The sequence below is a fragment of the Plantactinospora sp. B24E8 genome (assembly GCF_039871735.1).
In the GTDB taxonomy this organism is placed as follows: domain Bacteria; phylum Actinomycetota; class Actinomycetes; order Mycobacteriales; family Micromonosporaceae; genus Plantactinospora.
Map to the genome: position 1 here is coordinate 24,515 of NZ_JBDPMH010000038.1, position 14,308 is coordinate 38,822.

Genomic DNA, 14,308 nt, shown 5'->3' on the forward strand with positions numbered 1-14,308 from the left:
GTGGGTCCGCACACCGCGACGGACCTCCCGGTGCCGGCACCGGAGCGCGTGCCGCTCGCCCCGCACCAGGCGGCCGGGCTGGTCTGGCCGGCCGTCGACCGGGTCTTCCGGGCCGCGATGGCCGCCACCGGCAGCCGCGGCGGCCCCGAACTGCGGCAGCGCTACGGCGGCCCGTCCGCGATCGGTTTCCTGGTCGACTTCCGGACCCGGCTGGCCGCCCCCGGCGGAACCGTCAGCGGCCGACAACTGGCCGCCCTGACCCGCTACGCCGACCCCGCCGAATGCCAGCGCCAGCTGGACAAACAGGTCGCCCACGGGATGATCCACCGACAGGACGACGGCGGGATCTGCGCCACCGAACGCGGCCGCGCGTTCCTGACCGAGCTGTACCAGCTGCACGCCCGGGTCACCGAGGAGATCTGGTCCGGGCACACCGAACGGGTGCAGCGGCTGGCCGGGATCGTCGGTCGACTGCTCACCGCCGCCCTCAACGGACCGGACCACGGAGACGCCGCCCTCGACAGACCGGACCACGGAGACGCCGCCCTCGACGGACCGGACCGCGAAAACGGCGCCTTCGGGGCGATGGCACCGCCGTACGAGCCGGACGGCACCCCGCCCGGGGTGCTGCTGCTCAACCGGCTCGGCACGCTGCGCTACCACCGGGCCGACGCGCACGCCGCCGCCTGGCAGGCGGCCGGACACACCGCCCGGAGCATCGTGGCGCTCGCCCCGGGGGCGGAACGGCTCGCCATCGAGTGGGAAACCGACCGGCGGGCGGCCGGCCCGTACGCCGTACTCACCCCGCCGGAGCGGCTGCGACTCCTCGCCGACCTGGCCACACTGCCCGGCTGAGCACATCCCGCCCGACCGGGACATCCGGCACCGGCATCGACATTCGTACCAACCCGGGTTGTCCTCGCGTTTGCCGGGAATTCGCTCTCCCGTCACACGGCGCTATCCTCCCTGCGGTGGCGGCTGTCGTGAGGAGGATCGACGAATGATCGGTTTGGTGCTCGCCGCGGGCGCCGGGCGGAGACTGCGCCCGTACACGGACAGCCTTCCGAAGGCACTCGTCCCGGTCGACGGCGAGACGACGATCCTCGACATCGCGCTGCGCAACCTCGCCGAGGTCGGGTTGACCGACGTCACCGTGGTGGTCGGGTACGCCGCCGAGGCGGTCCGGGCCCGGCAGACCGCGCTGCAGGACCGGTACGGGGTCAAACTCACCCTGGTGCACAACGACCGGGCCGAGGAGTGGAACAACGCGTACTCGCTCTGGCTGGCCCGGGACCACTTCGCCCAGGGCGCCCTGCTGGTCAACGGGGACACCGTGCACCCGGTCAGCGTGGAACGGACCCTGCTCGCCCAGCGTGGCCCCGGCATCCTGCTCGCGGTCGACACGCTGAAGAAGCTGGCCGACGAGGAGATGAAGACCGTCTTCGACTCCGCCGGCCAGCTCACCCGGATCACCAAGGAGATGGACCCGGCGCAGGCGTACGGGGAGTACATCGGCGCCACCCTGATCGAACCGCAGGTCGCCGCCGACCTCGCCGACGCGCTGGAGACGACCTGGCGGCGCGACCCGAACCTCTACTACGAGGACGGCTACCAGGAGTACGCCGACTCCGGTGGCGAGGTGCGGGCGGCGCCGATCGGCGACGTCTCCTGGGTCGAGGTCGACAACCACGACGACCTCGCCCGGGCCCGGGAGATCGCATGCCGCTACTAGCCCGTACCGTCAACACCCCGCTGGCCATCGACGTACGCCGGGGGGCGGTCGCCGACCTCGGGCCACTGCTGGCCGACCGGCGGATCTCCGCCGGTGGCGAGGTGGCCGTGGTGGTCGGCCCCGGGCAGGGCGAACGGATCGCCGAGCTGTGCCGGCCGGGGTTGGGCCGGGCCGACGTCTTCACCGTGACCGGCGGCACCCTCGACGCGGCGCTGGAACTCGGGGAGCGGCTGCGCCGCCGCAACTACGACGCGGTGGTCGGGATCGGCGGCGGCAAGACCATCGACACCGCCAAGTACGCCGCCTCCCGGTACGCCCTGCCGATGGTGAGCGTGGCGACCAGCCTGGCCAACGACGGGATCGCCTCCCCGGTCGCCTCCCTGGACCACGAGGGCGGCAAGGGCTCGTACGGGGTGCAGATCCCGATCGCCGTCGTGGTCGACCTCGACTTCGTGGAGAACGGCCCGGACCGGCAGACCCAGGCCGGGATCGGGGACGCGATCAGCAACCTGAACGCGGTCGCGGACTGGGAACTCGCCCACCGGGTACGCGCCGAGCCGATCGACGGCCTGGCCGTCACGCTGGCCCGGACCGGGGCGGAGGCACTGGTCAACCACCCCGGCAAAATCACCGACGACGGTTTCCTGACCGCGCTCGCCGAGGCGCTGATCCTGGGCGGACTGGCGATGTCGGTGAGCGGGTCGAGCCGGCCGGCCAGCGGCGGCTGCCACGAGATCTCGCACGCCATCGACGAGCTGTACCCGGGCACCGGCTCGCACGGCGAGCAGGTCGGGCTCGGCGCGCTCTTCTGCACGTACCTCCGGGGTGACCTCGAACGGTTCGCCCAGCTGGCCTCCTGCCTGCACCGGCACGGGCTGGCCACCACCCCCGCCGACCTGGGGCTGACCGACGACAACTTCGTCGCGGCGGTGCACCACGCACCCTGTACCCGCCCCGGTCGGTACACGATCCTTGAACACCTCGACCTCCCCCAGGACGTGATTGGTGAACGGCTGGCAAACTACGTCGATGCAATCCGTGAACAGCTCGGCTGAGCCCGCGTTGACCCCCGCGCCGACCGCCGCCGACTTCTACCGGGTCAACCGGGGCGGTGGGCTGTTCAGCGAGGCGCTCAGCCAGCGGATCGGCGCCGGCCTGTCGGTGGCCGCGCACCGGCTGGGGCTGCCGCCGACCGCGCTCACCATCGCCAACCTGCTGCTCGGGCTGGCCGTCTCGGCGACCGTGGTGGCCCTGGCCGACCGGGTCGCCGCCGGGTCCGTACCGGCCTGGGTGGTCGGGCTGGTCGCGCTGGTCGGCTGGCAGTTGGCGTACGCCCTGGACTGCGCGGACGGGCAACTGGCCCGGGTCACCGGCAAGGGCAGCGCGGCGGGCGCCCGGGTCGACGTGCTCTGCGACGTGGCGGCGCAGATCGCCCTGGTCACCGCCCTGTCGGCGACCGCGCTGGCGCAGCGCCCGTCGACCCCGATCTGGTTGATCGCGGCCTTCGCCGGCACCTGGATGGTCAACCTGGTGACCTCGGTGATGCAGGCCGGTCCGAACGCGGCCAGCATGGTCACCTCGACCTCGCTGCCGGTCCGGCTGGCCAAGCTGGTCCGGGACTACGGGGCGGTGATCTTCGTGGCCGGGCTGGTGCTGACCCTCGTACCGTCCTGGACGATCTGGCTGATCGCCGTCTTCACCCTCGTCAACGGCGGCTTCCTGCTGGCCAGCATCACCTTCTCCGCCCGCGCCTCGCTGCGCTGAGCCGGGCTCGCCTCACACACTGGTGTATGCGCCTCACATCTTGGCGTAGATGTCGAGGAGCTGGCCGGTGACCACGTCCGGGTGGAAGGTGCGCTGGTAGCGGGCCCGGGCGTGCGGGGCGACGGTGGCGGCGGCGGCCCGGACGGTGGGCAGTGCGGCGGCGAGCGCGGCCGGGTCCGGTGGCACGAGCCAGCCGGCCTCACCGGTGGTCAGTCCGGCCCCGGTCGTGGCGGCGGGCTCGTCGGCGCCGACCAGGTACGGGATGCCGCCGAGCGCGGTGCCGAGCACCGGGCGACCGGCGGCCAGCGCCTCGATCACCACCGTCGGCAGGACGTCGTGCCAGGTCGGCACGGTCAGCACCACGGCGGCGGACCGCAGCGCGGCGGCCACCCCGGCCCGGTCCAGCGGGCCGAGGAACTCGACGTCGGCGCGCTGCGCGGCGGCCTCCTCGACCAGCGGGCGCAGTTCACCGTCGCCAGCGATACGCAGCGGCCCGAGCGCGCCGTCCGGGTGCCGGCGCCAGGCGTCCAGCAGCAGCCCGACGCCCTTCTCCGGGGAGAGCCGGCCGAAGAAGAGGAAACCGTCGCCGAGCGGTGATGGTGCCCCGGGGTCCGGGATGCCGTTCGGCTTGACCACGATCCGGTCCTCCGGGATGCCGTAGTCCCGGAGGTGGTTGGCGATGCCGGAGGTCAGCGCGATGTAGCGGTCCACCGAGCGCCAGGTCGGCCGGTGTATGGCGAGGGTGGTCGCCATCAGTGCGCTCTGGGCCCGGGACCCCCGGTAGCAGCGGTGCACGATCGCCGGCACGCCCAGCGCCCGGCCCCGGCAGTCCTGGCAGATCCGGCCGTCCCGGAAGTAGAGCCCGGAGGAGCAGACCTGCCGGTAGTTGTGCACGGTCTGCACCACCGGAACCCGGTGTTTGTGCGCGGTCCGGACCACCCAGGGCGAGAGCAGCGGGTACGGGTTGTGCAGGTGCAGCACGTCCGGGCGGTGCTCGGTGATCAGCCGGCTCAGGTCCTGCTGGGCCCGGGGCGAGTAGATCGGCGAGAGCGGCAGCAGCGCCTTGTCGGCGGTGGAGAACCGGGCGATCTCGTCGGAGGAGCGCAGGAAGGGGAACACCTCCACCCCGGCCGCGCGGAGCTGGCCGATCTCCTGGTCGACGATGGTGTTCTCGCCGGACGGCTGTGCCTCCCGGTACCGGTTGTGCGCAACGATCACCCGCACGCCGATTCGCCCCTTATCCGCGGTCTGGCCGCACCTGTTGCGGGCGCGTGAGGGTCGCGTCCGCGGGATTGAACGCTACCTTTTATCTCGTGCCTGAGTTACCGGAGGTGGAGGCCCTCGCCGGCTACCTGCGCGAGCGGGCGGTCGGGCGTCGGGTCGACCGGATCGAGGTCGCCGCGATCAGCGCCCTGAAGACGTACGACCCGTCGCCGTCGGCCGTGGCGGGGCGGACCGTCGTGGACGCCGGCCGGCACGGCAAGTTCCTCGACGTACGACTCGACGACGATGCGGGGGACGAGTTGCACCTGGTGGTGCACCTGTCCCGGGCGGGCTGGCTGCACTACCGGGAGTCGTTCAACTCCGGGGTGCCGCTGAAGCCGGGCAAGGGCCCGATCGCGCTGCGGGTACGCCTCGACGACGGGTCCGGTTTCGACCTGACCGAGGCCGGTACGCAGAAACGGCTGGCCGCGTACCTGGTGACCGATCCGCAGGCGGTGCCCGGGGTGGGGCGGCTCGGCCCGGACGTGCTCGCGGTCGACCTGCCGACCTTCGCCGCGCGGCTGCGGGGTCGCCGGGGGCAGCTGAAGGGGGTGCTGACCGACCAGGAGGTGCTGGCCGGGGTCGGCAACGCGTACTCGGACGAGATCCTGCACGCGGCGAAGCTGTCGCCGTTCGCGCTGACCAACCGGCTCACCGACGACCAGTTGGCGGTGTTGTACGGCGCGACCCGGGAGGTGCTCACCGACGCGGTGACCCGGTCGCTGGGACAGCGGGCGGCGGAACTGAAGGGCGAGAAGCGGGCCGGGCTGCGGGTGCACAACCGGACCGGGCTGCCCTGTCCGGTCTGTGGCGACACCATCCGTGAGGTGTCGTTCGCCGACTCCAGCCTGCAGTACTGCCCGACCTGCCAGACCGGCGGCAAGCCGCTGGCCGACCGACGGCTGTCCCGACTCGTCCGCTGACCGTCGCGTCGCCACCGGAGGGCGGCACCTGGCCGCTGCGCGATTCTGCTTGTACGTTGAGTAGTCCCGGGCCGCAACCGGGGTCAAAAACGCCCAGCTGGCAATGAACCGGCCACCTCCGGGCTCTACCGTCACGCCTGTCCATCGGTATAGTGGCCCGGTCTGCGACTCCGCTTTCGAGGCGGTCGGCTCTCGTTGCTGGCGGAGCGGGCGGCGTACTGTCCCTCGGGTCGGCGTCCCCGTGGGGCCTGCATGGGAGAGACTGTGACGGTGGGCGACCCGAGCCCTTATGGCGAATGGGCGGCACGTGTCATGCGGGAGGACGTGGCTGAGGTGACGACAAGCCTCCAGCGCCCGATAGGCGGCACGGGCCAGCCCGGCGCGCTGCGGCATGTCGACAGCTTCGAGATCCAGCCGCCGACCGCGCCGCAGCCCAACGGTGTGCCACGCTCCGCGTGGGCCCGGGCCCGACGCCGGGTGTCCCGCTGGCACCGCCCCTACGTCGCGGTGCTGCTGCTGCTCGACTTCGGGGCGGCGGTGCTGGCCAGCTGGATCGCGATCCAGTGGTTCGACCAGGCGGCGTCCGGCTTCCGCGACGCGGACAAGGACCCCACCTGGTTCCACACCGTCTCCTACCTGCTGCTTCCGCTGGGCTGGCTGGTCATCCTCTGGGCCAACGGCGCGTACGACCGGCGTTATCTCGGGCTCGGCACCGACGAGTTCAAACGGGTGACCCGGGCTGCGGTGGCGGTCGCGGCGAGTGTCTCCTTCCTCGCCTTCGCCACCAAGACCGACCTGTCCCGGTACACGGTCGGCACCGCGCTGCTCGGCACGCTGCTGCTGATCCTGCTCGCCCGCTACCTGGCCCGGATCGTGCTGCACACGGTCCGCCGGCACGGCGGCACCGCCACCCAGCGGATGGTGCTGATCGGCACCCTGCCGGAGGCGTTGGAGGTCTACACCGCGGTCAGCCGCAGCCCGTCCGCCGGGCTCGTCCCGGTGGCGATCCACCTGACCGACGGCTACGCGGCGGCCCGGGGCATCCAGACCCCGATCCCGGTGTACGCCGGCCGGGACATCCTGTCGCTGGTCCGCGAGGTCGGCGCCGACACGATCGCGGTCTGCGGTTCGGCCAGCACCGAGCCGGGTGAGCTGCGCCGGATCGCCTGGCAGCTGGAGGGTTCCGGCGTCGACCTGATCGTGGCGCCGCAGTTGACCGACATCGCCGGTCCCCGGGTGCACATCCGGCCGATCGAGGGTCTGCCGCTGCTGCACGTCGAGGAGCCGACGCTCTCCGGTCCGGCGCTGCTGGCCAAGAACCTGCTGGACCGGTGCGCGGCCGGGTTCGGGCTGCTGCTGCTCCTGCCGCTGTTCGTCGCGATCGCGCTGGCGATCCGGATCTCCGACCCCGGACCGGTCTTCTTCCGGCAGCCCCGGGTCGGGCACGAGGGCCGGACGTTCCGGGTCTGGAAGTTCCGGACCATGTACGTCGACGCGGAGCAGCGGCTCGCCAGTCTGGTCGACCAGAACGAGACCGACGGCATGCTGTTCAAGATCAAGAATGATCCCCGGGTCTTCCCGGCCGGCCGCTTTCTCCGGGCCAGTTCACTGGACGAGCTGCCGCAGTTGATCAACGTGCTCTGGGGCGAGATGTCCCTGGTCGGCCCCAGGCCGCTGCCCGCCGACGACGGTGACTTCCTCGGCGACGTACGACGCCGACTGCTGGTCCGTCCCGGGATCACCGGCCTCTGGCAGGTCTCCGGACGCTCCGACCTCTCCTGGGACGAGGCGGTCCGGCTCGACCTCTACTACGTCGACAACTGGTCGCTGGCGTACGACCTCAGCATCCTCTGGCGCACCATCGGGGTCGTACTGGCCCGCAAGGGCGCGTACTGATCCGACCGGCCGCCCGTGGGCGGTCGGCGGATCCGGGGGTTGGCGAACCGGGTCGGAACGGTCAGGATCTCTGCGTGGGGCCGAACCTGTCCACGGCGGTCGCCGTGGTCGCGATGATCAGCGCGCTGGGCGCCGCGCTCTTCGCCGTCGTCCGACTGCTCGCCCGGCGGGGCATCGCCACCGCCACCCAGCGCGCCACCTACGAGGTCCTGCACACCGCCGGTTTGGCCGCCGAGCCGCTGCGGACCGGGCTGACTCCGGCCAGCGCCGCGAAGGCGGTACGCCACCTGCGTACCCTGGTCGGCTCCGCCGGGTTGGCGCTGGCCGACCACGACCGGATCCTGGCGCTCGACGGCCGGGGTGGACACCACGGCGACCAGCTGCGGGCCGCCGCGGCACAGACGATCAACACCGGCCGTTCGTCGGTACTCGGTGAGGCCGAGCTGCGCTGCGACCGGGTCGACTGCCCGGTCCGGGGCGCGGTGCTGGCGCCGCTGGCCGGCCCCGACGGCCGGGCCGCCGGGGCGATGGTCGCGATCGTCGACGACCAGCCGGCACCCGGCCTGGTCCAGGCCGCGCTGGAGACCGCACACTGGGCCGGCACCCAGCTCGCCCTCGCCGAACTGGACTCGTCCCGGGAACGGCTGGCCCGGGCCGAGGTACGCGCACTGCGCGCCCAGATCAGCCCGCACTTCATCTACAACGCGCTGACCGCGATCGGCTCGTTCGTCCGGACCGACCCGGAACGGGCGCGGGAGCTGATCCTGGAGTTCGCCGAGTTCACCCGCTACTCGTTCCGGGCGCACGGCGAGTTCACCACGCTCGCCGAGGAGTTGCGGTCGATCGACCGCTACCTGACCATCGAACGGGCCCGGTTCGGCGACCGGCTGCAGGTACGGCTGCAGATCGCTCCCGAGGTGCTGCCGGTCAGCCTGCCGTTCCTCTGTCTGCAGCCGCTTGTCGAGAACGCCGTCCGGCACGGGCTGTCCCGCAAGCCGGGGGTGGGGATGCTCAGCATCGAGGCGCGGGACGCCGGGGCGGAGTGCCACATCATGGTCGAGGACGACGGGGTCGGGATGGATCCGGCGGTGCTCGCCGCCGGGGTCGCCGAGGCCGCCGCCGACACCGGCGACGACTCCGGCCAGCACGTCGGGCTCTCCAACGTGGACGAACGGCTCCGGTCGGTCTTCGGTGACCAGTTCGGGCTGGTCGTGGAGACCGGCCTCGGCTCCGGGACCAAGGTGAGCATGCGGGTGCCGAAGTTCCACCGCCACGTCCGGGCGAGCGCGTGACCGAGGAGGGCGCAGGCACCCTGAGCGCGAGGAGTGAGCGAAGCGAGCCCCGCAGTCGCGAACGAGAGGTTCATACATGACCGGTTTCCTGCGGGTGCTGGCGGTGGACGACGAACCGCCGGCCCTCGACGAGTTGGCGTACCACCTGCGGGCCGATCCACGTGTCTCCCGGCTGCACACCGCCTCCGACGCCACCGAGGCGTTGCGCCTGCTCCGGGACGCCGACGTCGACGTGGTCTTCCTCGACATCCGGATGCCCGGACTCGACGGCATGGAACTGGCCCGGGTACTGCGCCGGTTCGCCCGGCCGCCGGCGATCGTCTTCGTCACCGCGTACGACGACGGGGCGGTCGACGCCTTCGACCTGGGCGCCACCGACTACGTACGCAAACCGGTGCGGGCCGAACGGTTGGCCGAGTCGCTGCGTCGGGTGGTCGGTGCCCGGGTGGTGCCGACCCATCCGGCGGCGTTGGCCCGCTCCGAGCCGGATCCCACGATCCCGGTGGAGCTGGCCGGCACCACCCGGATGCTGCCCCGCTCGGCGGTGCGCTGGGTGGAGGCGCAGGGTGACTACGCCCGCCTGCACACCGCCGACGGCTCCCACCTGGTCCGGGTGCCGCTGGCCACCCTCGCCGAACGGTGGGCGGACGCCGGGTTCGTCCGGATCCACCGGTCGTACCTGGTCCAGCTCCGGCTCATCGCCGAACTGCGGCTGACCAACTCCGGCTACGTCGTGGTGATCGACGAGACCGAACTGCCGGTCAGCCGACGGCACACCCGGGAGCTGAAGGACAAGCTGGTCCGAGCCGCCAAGCAGGACTGGAACCGCTGAGCGGGCCCCCGACGCGTTGTCCCCGGGACGGTGGTGCCTCAGCCAGCGGTGAGCTGGGCGCGCAGGGTGTTGACGGTGCTGACCGCCGTGGGGACGTCGCGGCAGGTGACGAAGCGACGGCTGCCGTCGGTGAGCTGTAGGGCCAGCACCTGGCCGGGCAGCAGCGGCAGCGTCCGGTCGGTCGCGCCGCGCAGCATTCCCCTGGTAAGCCAGGTCGCCGCATCCAGCTGAGCCTCCTCCGCTGTGGTGATGGCGGTCAGCGGCAGTCGCCACCGGTACAGACCGAAGGTGAGCCGGACCCCTCGGGCGTCGATGGCGAGACGGTAGCGGGTGAACGGGAGCAGGACGGGAGCGGTCACTGTCGGCGCCAGTCCCGCCCAGCCGGGCAGGCCCACGAAGGGCACCAGCACGGCAGCAAGGAGGACACCGGAGAGGGCGAGTCCGACCGTCGCCCATACGACCGGGCGTAGCGAGCGCGACTCCCACCAGAGCAGCCGCTCGCCGTTGCCCGCGGCGGCTCGCTGGGCGGGATCGGCCGGCTGTGTCGCCTCGACGATCGTCGCAGCGGGGTCTGCCGGCTGCGCCGGCAGGCGGCCGGCCAGCAGGATCGCCACGACAGCTGACAGGACGGCGACCGCGGCCGGCACCGCCATGGTGGCCACGAAGTAGCTCCAGGACATACGTACGTCGGCGGCGGTAGCCGCATCGAGCGCTGCCGCCAGCACCATCAGCAGGATCGTCACCGCCGCACCGACGACGGCGGCGACCGCGGCCTGGACACCGGCACGTAGCCAGTGCCGGGGGATCCGGGGCAGCCTGCCGGCGGCCAGGAAGGCGACGATGCCGGTGATCCAGGCGGCGAGGGCCACTCCGATCAGAATCCCGATCAGTGTGTTGACCGGGATCGTCGTTTCCATCGGCCGGTCGCCGACTCCGCCCTGATTGGGCAGATGCTCCGGCAGGCGCCCCCGCCACGCCGTTGTCAGGGTTGTCGTTCCGGCGAGCAGGGCCCCCGGCAGGAGCCCCATGCCGGCAATCCACCGTGCTGTCCTCATCCGCCTGCCTCCTTCGCATACTGCTGGCGCACCAGGGCGACCACCTCGTCCAGGCCGACACCGGCCCGCCGCGCGTCGCTGACCAGGTGCCGTGCCCACTCGATCACCTGCGCCCGCTCCCGGGGCACCGCACCGGTCACCACCGCACCACGACCGCGTCGCAGCTCGATCAGCCCGTCGTCACGCAGTGCCGCGTACGCCCGCAGAACCGTGTGCATGTTCACGCCCAACGTGTCGGCAAGCTCCCGGGCCGCCGGCAGGCGATCACCGTGCCGCAATGCGCCCTCGGCCAATGCGCGGCGCACGTTGGCCGCGATCTGCTCGGCCAACGGAATCCCGCTCTCCGGCACCACACTGAACAACATGTTCGCATACTACTAGAACAACAGGAGCAATCGTCAACCGTCCGGCGGCACGGCAACGGGCGGTATGCTGCGCGAGTCCGGCATGCCGCTGCCGGAAATCCGCCGCTACACCGGACTGGTCCGCCTGGGCGTCGGTACGGAGGCCGAACGACTCGCCCTGATGCGGGTGCACCGTGAGCGGGCGCTCCCGCAGATCGCCCAGCTCACCCGCTGCCTCGACCTGGTCAACTACAAGGTCGGGGTGCACGAGGACGCGATCGGGGCAGCCGCTCCCTGAGGTGCCACGCCTACACTCCGTCGGATGGACCAGGCCGCCCCGCACACCGTCCGATCCCTGGCCTCCGAGCTGGGCGCGCTCGGCGTCGCCCGGGGTGACGTACTGCTGCTGCACTCGTCGTACCGGAGTCTCGGGTTCGTGGCCGGCGGCGTCCAGGCGGTGGTGCAGGCGTTCCTGGAGGTGCTCGGGCCGGCGGGGACGCTTGTCGTACCGACCCACACCCCCGACAACACGGACCCGGCCGGCTGGCAACGCCCGCCGGTCCCCGAGTCGTGGTGGCCGGTGATCCGCGCGCAGACCCCCGGCTTCGACCCGGCACAAACGCCGAGCCGGTGGATGGGCATCATCGCCGAGGTGGTCCGCACCTGGCCGGGTGCGCTGCGCAGCTCGCACCCGCAGGTCTCGTTCGCCGCGCTGGGCGCGCAGGCGGCGGAGATCCTGGCCGATCACCGGCTCGACGACGGGTTGGGCGAGACCTCACCCCTCGGCGCGGTCCACCGGCTCGACGGCCGGGTGCTGCTGCTCGGCTGCGGCCACGACTCGAACACGTCGCTGCACCTGGCCGAGTACCGGCAGGAGTCGCCGCCCCGGGCGACCACCGGCGCGTCGATCCTGGAGCCGGACGGCACCAGCCGGTGGACGGAGTGGGTCGACGTGGACACCCACGAGGAGGTCTTCGAACGGCTCGGCGCGGATTTCGAGGCATCCGGCCGGGTCACGGTCGGCCCGGTCGGCAACGCGGACGCCCGGCTGATGTCGCAGCGAACGCTGGTCGGCTTCGCCACCACCTGGATGGTCACCAACCGCCGATAAGTGGCGCACCCCCTGACCTGCGGCTTGTCGACGCCGTCCACAACGGAAGGTCGATGCCCCGGAACAACCGGGCAGACCGGGGTGGTGGCCGAGGGATATTGTCTCTGACTGTCCAGACAGACGGTCGTCAGTCGACTATGAACGAACACGGACAGGCAGACCACGGGAGGCTTGATGCTGCTGAGCGAAACCGGAAGAGTGGCAACCACACTCCGGCGACCGGAGTCCAGCGGGACCACCACGGCCCGCGCCGAACACCTGACGGCCCGATGATGATGTTCGGCCGGGACACCGACTCCGACCCGATCGAGGAGCTGACCCGACTCTCCGGCGAGCTGCGGGCCTTCCGACGCACCCTGGCGTCCGCCACCCGTACGGACACCCGCCACCAGGGTCGGGACGGGACCGGGTTGGTCACGCTGGTCGCCAACGGAGCCGGGCAGGTGCGATCCGTCGAGATCAACCCGGACTGGTTCGCGGGACGCGGGACGGTCGACCTGGGCCCGGCGTTGCTCGAGGCGTACCAGGCGGCGATGACCGAGGCCATGACCGCCAGCGTCGAGCGGATCGACCGTGCCGAGGAAGAGGAAGCGCTGCGGCAGCTCTCCTCCCGGGGCGAGCCGTCGACCTACAGCCCGCCACCGTACGTCCGCAGTAACCCGAGGCCGACCTTCAAGGACGTGTGGGCGGCGCTGCGCGAACTCGAGGAACGGCAGTACGAGCGGGAGTACCAGCGCAGCCGGCGGCTGACCGGACGCTCCACCGACGAGCGGGTGGTGACCGGCCCGTCCCGCCTCGCCGACATCACCGTACGCGGAACGGACGTCACCGGAATCACGGTGAGTAGTTCGGTGGGCCGCAGCCGGGCCCGCGACCTCGCGCAGGACATCGTACTGGCCCTCCGGCCGCTCTACTCCGACTCCGCCGCAGCCGGCGGGCTGGACGACGGAAAGGTGGTGTGACGTGCCGGAAGACAAGTCGGAGATCCGGGTTGTCCGAGATGCCTTCGACATCGAGTCGGAGAAGTGGACGGGGCTCGCGAAGGACATGGCGGGGCTCAAGACGACGGCGAGCGGGCTCGACCTCTCGGCGCTCGCGTTCTTCTGCGGTAACCCGCTGACCGCGAAGCAACTGGGCGACGCCTACACCGACATCCACGAACTCATCAAGACCCTGATGGCCGCGGGGGAGGAGGAGTTCCACGAGCTCTCCCGAGCCCTGATCATCGCTCGCGACCTGTACGACGGTAGCGACCGGACCTCCGCGTCCGACTTCGTCAAGATCTACGGAGAACACCAGTGATCTGTCGACCCATGGGAGTGGTGAATGGCCCCCGGCGCTGAAGGCACCCCCGAGGGCGCGCTCGAGGCAGCCCGGACGAAGCTCGACAGTGAGCTGAACCGGGTCACCACCGAGCACGCAAACCTCGTGAACAAAATCAACTCGGTCCTCACCACCGCCACCTTCGTCTCCCCGCTGGCCGGCTGGCTGTTCAGCCGGAAGGTCCAGGGTCGGATGGACGAGCTGAGCGAGAACATCGCGGAGGTGCTGAAGCAGGTCCGCAAGTTCCTGGAGTCCTCGACACCGGTCTTCTCGCTGATCTACGTGGGTACCAGCTGGAATCAGCAGATCCTGCCGGAGCTGAGCGGCATGCCCGGCATCGCCAGGGACGCCAAGGCGAACGCGCTGCACGCCTGGAGCGGCAACGCGAGCGAGGCCTACCAGGAGAAGCGCTGGGGTCAGCGGGACGCGCTCGAAGGCCTCAGCGGCGTCGTCAAGGACACCTCCCAGTGGCTGGTCGACGTCGCGGCACTCAACACCCACTTTCTCGTCGACATCACCACGCCGGTGATCGACATTGTCGAGGCCATCGTCGAGGCGATCATCGAGATCGCCACGGTGTTCGGCGTCCTGGAGGCCATCGACACGATCGCGGCGGCGATCGCCGACGCCCTCGGGGCGATCCTCGAACTCGCCCAGAAGGCCACCCAGCACGCGGTCGACAGCGTCAGCAAGCTGAACGAGGCCCGGATCATCCTGAACGACAACACGAAGTTCCCCGGCGGTAACTGGCCGCAGGCGGTCAACCGGTAGGG

At 71.5% G+C, this 14,308-nt stretch carries 16 protein-coding genes; 13 read left to right on the forward strand and 3 right to left on the reverse strand.

The genetic code is table 11. From position 1 onward, the window contains the following. The first annotated feature begins 30 nt into the window (after positions 1–30). The 4 genes from ABGB21_RS31880 to ABGB21_RS31895 all read left to right on the forward strand — a co-directional run bounded on the left by ABGB21_RS31880 (position 31) and on the right by ABGB21_RS31895 (position 3,496). Complete coding sequence (locus ABGB21_RS31880; RefSeq protein WP_347680940.1) at positions 31–855, forward strand: hypothetical protein; 825 nt, start codon at positions 31–33, stop codon at positions 853–855. Positions 856–1,000: 145 nt separating this feature from the next. Next, positions 1,001–1,732 carry a phosphocholine cytidylyltransferase family protein gene (locus ABGB21_RS31885; protein WP_347654493.1) on the forward strand — a complete coding sequence of 244 codons (732 nt, stop codon included), beginning with the start codon at positions 1,001–1,003 and terminating at the stop codon, positions 1,730–1,732. Beyond that, positions 1,720–2,787 (forward strand): iron-containing alcohol dehydrogenase family protein, encoded by a 1,068-nt coding sequence (locus ABGB21_RS31890; protein ID WP_347680942.1) that lies wholly within the window; start codon positions 1,720–1,722, stop codon positions 2,785–2,787. Before ABGB21_RS31885 ends, ABGB21_RS31890 begins: the two co-directional genes overlap by 13 nt. Next, entirely contained in the window at positions 2,771–3,496 is a 726-nt protein-coding gene (locus tag ABGB21_RS31895) for a CDP-alcohol phosphatidyltransferase family protein (protein WP_347680997.1), read from the forward strand. Before ABGB21_RS31890 ends, ABGB21_RS31895 begins: the two co-directional genes overlap by 17 nt. 33 nt (positions 3,497–3,529) lie before the next feature. Here ABGB21_RS31895 and ABGB21_RS31900 read toward each other — a convergent pair whose 3' ends face one another. Continuing rightward, positions 3,530–4,720 (reverse strand): glycosyltransferase, encoded by a 1,191-nt coding sequence (locus tag ABGB21_RS31900; protein ID WP_347680944.1) that lies wholly within the window; start codon positions 4,718–4,720, stop codon positions 3,530–3,532. Positions 4,721–4,809: 89 nt separating this feature from the next. Here ABGB21_RS31900 and ABGB21_RS31905 point away from each other — a divergent pair, with 89 nt between their 5' ends. The 4 genes from ABGB21_RS31905 to ABGB21_RS31920 all read left to right on the forward strand — a co-directional run bounded on the left by ABGB21_RS31905 (position 4,810) and on the right by ABGB21_RS31920 (position 9,702). After that, positions 4,810–5,682 (forward strand): DNA-formamidopyrimidine glycosylase family protein, encoded by an 873-nt coding sequence (locus ABGB21_RS31905; RefSeq protein ID WP_347654490.1) that lies wholly within the window; start codon positions 4,810–4,812, stop codon positions 5,680–5,682. Between the two features lie 384 nt (positions 5,683–6,066). After that, entirely contained in the window at positions 6,067–7,578 is a 1,512-nt protein-coding gene (locus ABGB21_RS31910) for a sugar transferase (protein ID WP_347654593.1), read from the forward strand. 74 nt (positions 7,579–7,652) lie between these two features. Continuing rightward, positions 7,653–8,870 carry a histidine kinase gene (locus ABGB21_RS31915; RefSeq protein ID WP_347654489.1) on the forward strand — a complete coding sequence of 406 codons (1,218 nt, stop codon included), beginning with the start codon at positions 7,653–7,655 and terminating at the stop codon, positions 8,868–8,870. A 76-nt stretch (positions 8,871–8,946) separates the two neighbouring features. Then, positions 8,947–9,702, forward strand: coding sequence for a LytTR family DNA-binding domain-containing protein (locus ABGB21_RS31920; protein ID WP_347654488.1), 756 nt, complete (start codon positions 8,947–8,949; stop codon positions 9,700–9,702). Between the two features lie 38 nt (positions 9,703–9,740). On the opposite strand, the gene ABGB21_RS31925 is transcribed toward ABGB21_RS31920, so the two are convergent. After that, positions 9,741–10,757, reverse strand: a complete 1,017-nt coding sequence (locus tag ABGB21_RS31925) for a hypothetical protein (RefSeq protein WP_347654487.1) — start codon at positions 10,755–10,757, stop codon at positions 9,741–9,743. Next, positions 10,754–11,122 carry a GntR family transcriptional regulator gene (locus ABGB21_RS31930; protein ID WP_347680946.1) on the reverse strand — a complete coding sequence of 123 codons (369 nt, stop codon included), beginning with the start codon at positions 11,120–11,122 and terminating at the stop codon, positions 10,754–10,756. The genes ABGB21_RS31925 and ABGB21_RS31930 overlap by 4 nt, the downstream gene beginning before the upstream one ends. Positions 11,123–11,204: 82 nt before the next feature. Between ABGB21_RS31930 and ABGB21_RS31935 the strand changes: the two genes are divergently transcribed. The 5 genes from ABGB21_RS31935 to ABGB21_RS31955 all read left to right on the forward strand — a co-directional run bounded on the left by ABGB21_RS31935 (position 11,205) and on the right by ABGB21_RS31955 (position 14,306). Then, positions 11,205–11,399 carry a hypothetical protein gene (locus ABGB21_RS31935; RefSeq protein ID WP_347680948.1) on the forward strand — a complete coding sequence of 65 codons (195 nt, stop codon included), beginning with the start codon at positions 11,205–11,207 and terminating at the stop codon, positions 11,397–11,399. Positions 11,400–11,423: 24 nt separating this feature from the next. Beyond that, on the forward strand, positions 11,424–12,212 hold the full coding sequence (locus ABGB21_RS31940) for an AAC(3) family N-acetyltransferase (RefSeq protein WP_347654485.1): 789 nt from the start codon (positions 11,424–11,426) through the stop codon (positions 12,210–12,212). 269 nt (positions 12,213–12,481) lie between these two features. Continuing rightward, entirely contained in the window at positions 12,482–13,174 is a 693-nt protein-coding gene (locus tag ABGB21_RS31945) for a YbaB/EbfC family nucleoid-associated protein (protein ID WP_347654484.1), read from the forward strand. A gap of 1 nt (position 13,175) precedes the next feature. Next, positions 13,176–13,514 carry a hypothetical protein gene (locus ABGB21_RS31950; RefSeq protein WP_347654483.1) on the forward strand — a complete coding sequence of 113 codons (339 nt, stop codon included), beginning with the start codon at positions 13,176–13,178 and terminating at the stop codon, positions 13,512–13,514. Positions 13,515–13,538: 24 nt separating this feature from the next. After that, positions 13,539–14,306 carry a hypothetical protein gene (locus ABGB21_RS31955; RefSeq protein WP_347654482.1) on the forward strand — a complete coding sequence of 256 codons (768 nt, stop codon included), beginning with the start codon at positions 13,539–13,541 and terminating at the stop codon, positions 14,304–14,306. The last annotated feature ends 2 nt before the right edge of the window (positions 14,307–14,308 follow it).

Bases quoted from the DNA above. Each gene is read 5' to 3' on its own strand.
- ABGB21_RS31885 (WP_347654493.1), top strand. From the start codon at position 1,001: ATGATCGGTTTGGTGCTCGCCGCGGGCGCCGGGCGGAGACTGCGCCCG.
- ABGB21_RS31890 (WP_347680942.1), top strand. From the start codon at position 1,720: ATGCCGCTACTAGCCCGTACCGTCAACACCCCGCTGGCCATCGACGTA.
- ABGB21_RS31920 (WP_347654488.1), top strand. From the start codon at position 8,947: ATGACCGGTTTCCTGCGGGTGCTGGCGGTGGACGACGAACCGCCGGCC.
- ABGB21_RS31925 (WP_347654487.1), bottom strand. From the start codon at position 10,757: ATGAGGACAGCACGGTGGATTGCCGGCATGGGGCTCCTGCCGGGGGCC.
- ABGB21_RS31930 (WP_347680946.1), bottom strand. From the start codon at position 11,122: ATGTTGTTCAGTGTGGTGCCGGAGAGCGGGATTCCGTTGGCCGAGCAG.
- ABGB21_RS31935 (WP_347680948.1), top strand. From the start codon at position 11,205: ATGCCGCTGCCGGAAATCCGCCGCTACACCGGACTGGTCCGCCTGGGC.
- ABGB21_RS31940 (WP_347654485.1), top strand. From the start codon at position 11,424: ATGGACCAGGCCGCCCCGCACACCGTCCGATCCCTGGCCTCCGAGCTG.
- ABGB21_RS31945 (WP_347654484.1), top strand. From the start codon at position 12,482: ATGATGATGTTCGGCCGGGACACCGACTCCGACCCGATCGAGGAGCTG.
- ABGB21_RS31955 (WP_347654482.1), top strand. From the start codon at position 13,539: ATGGCCCCCGGCGCTGAAGGCACCCCCGAGGGCGCGCTCGAGGCAGCC.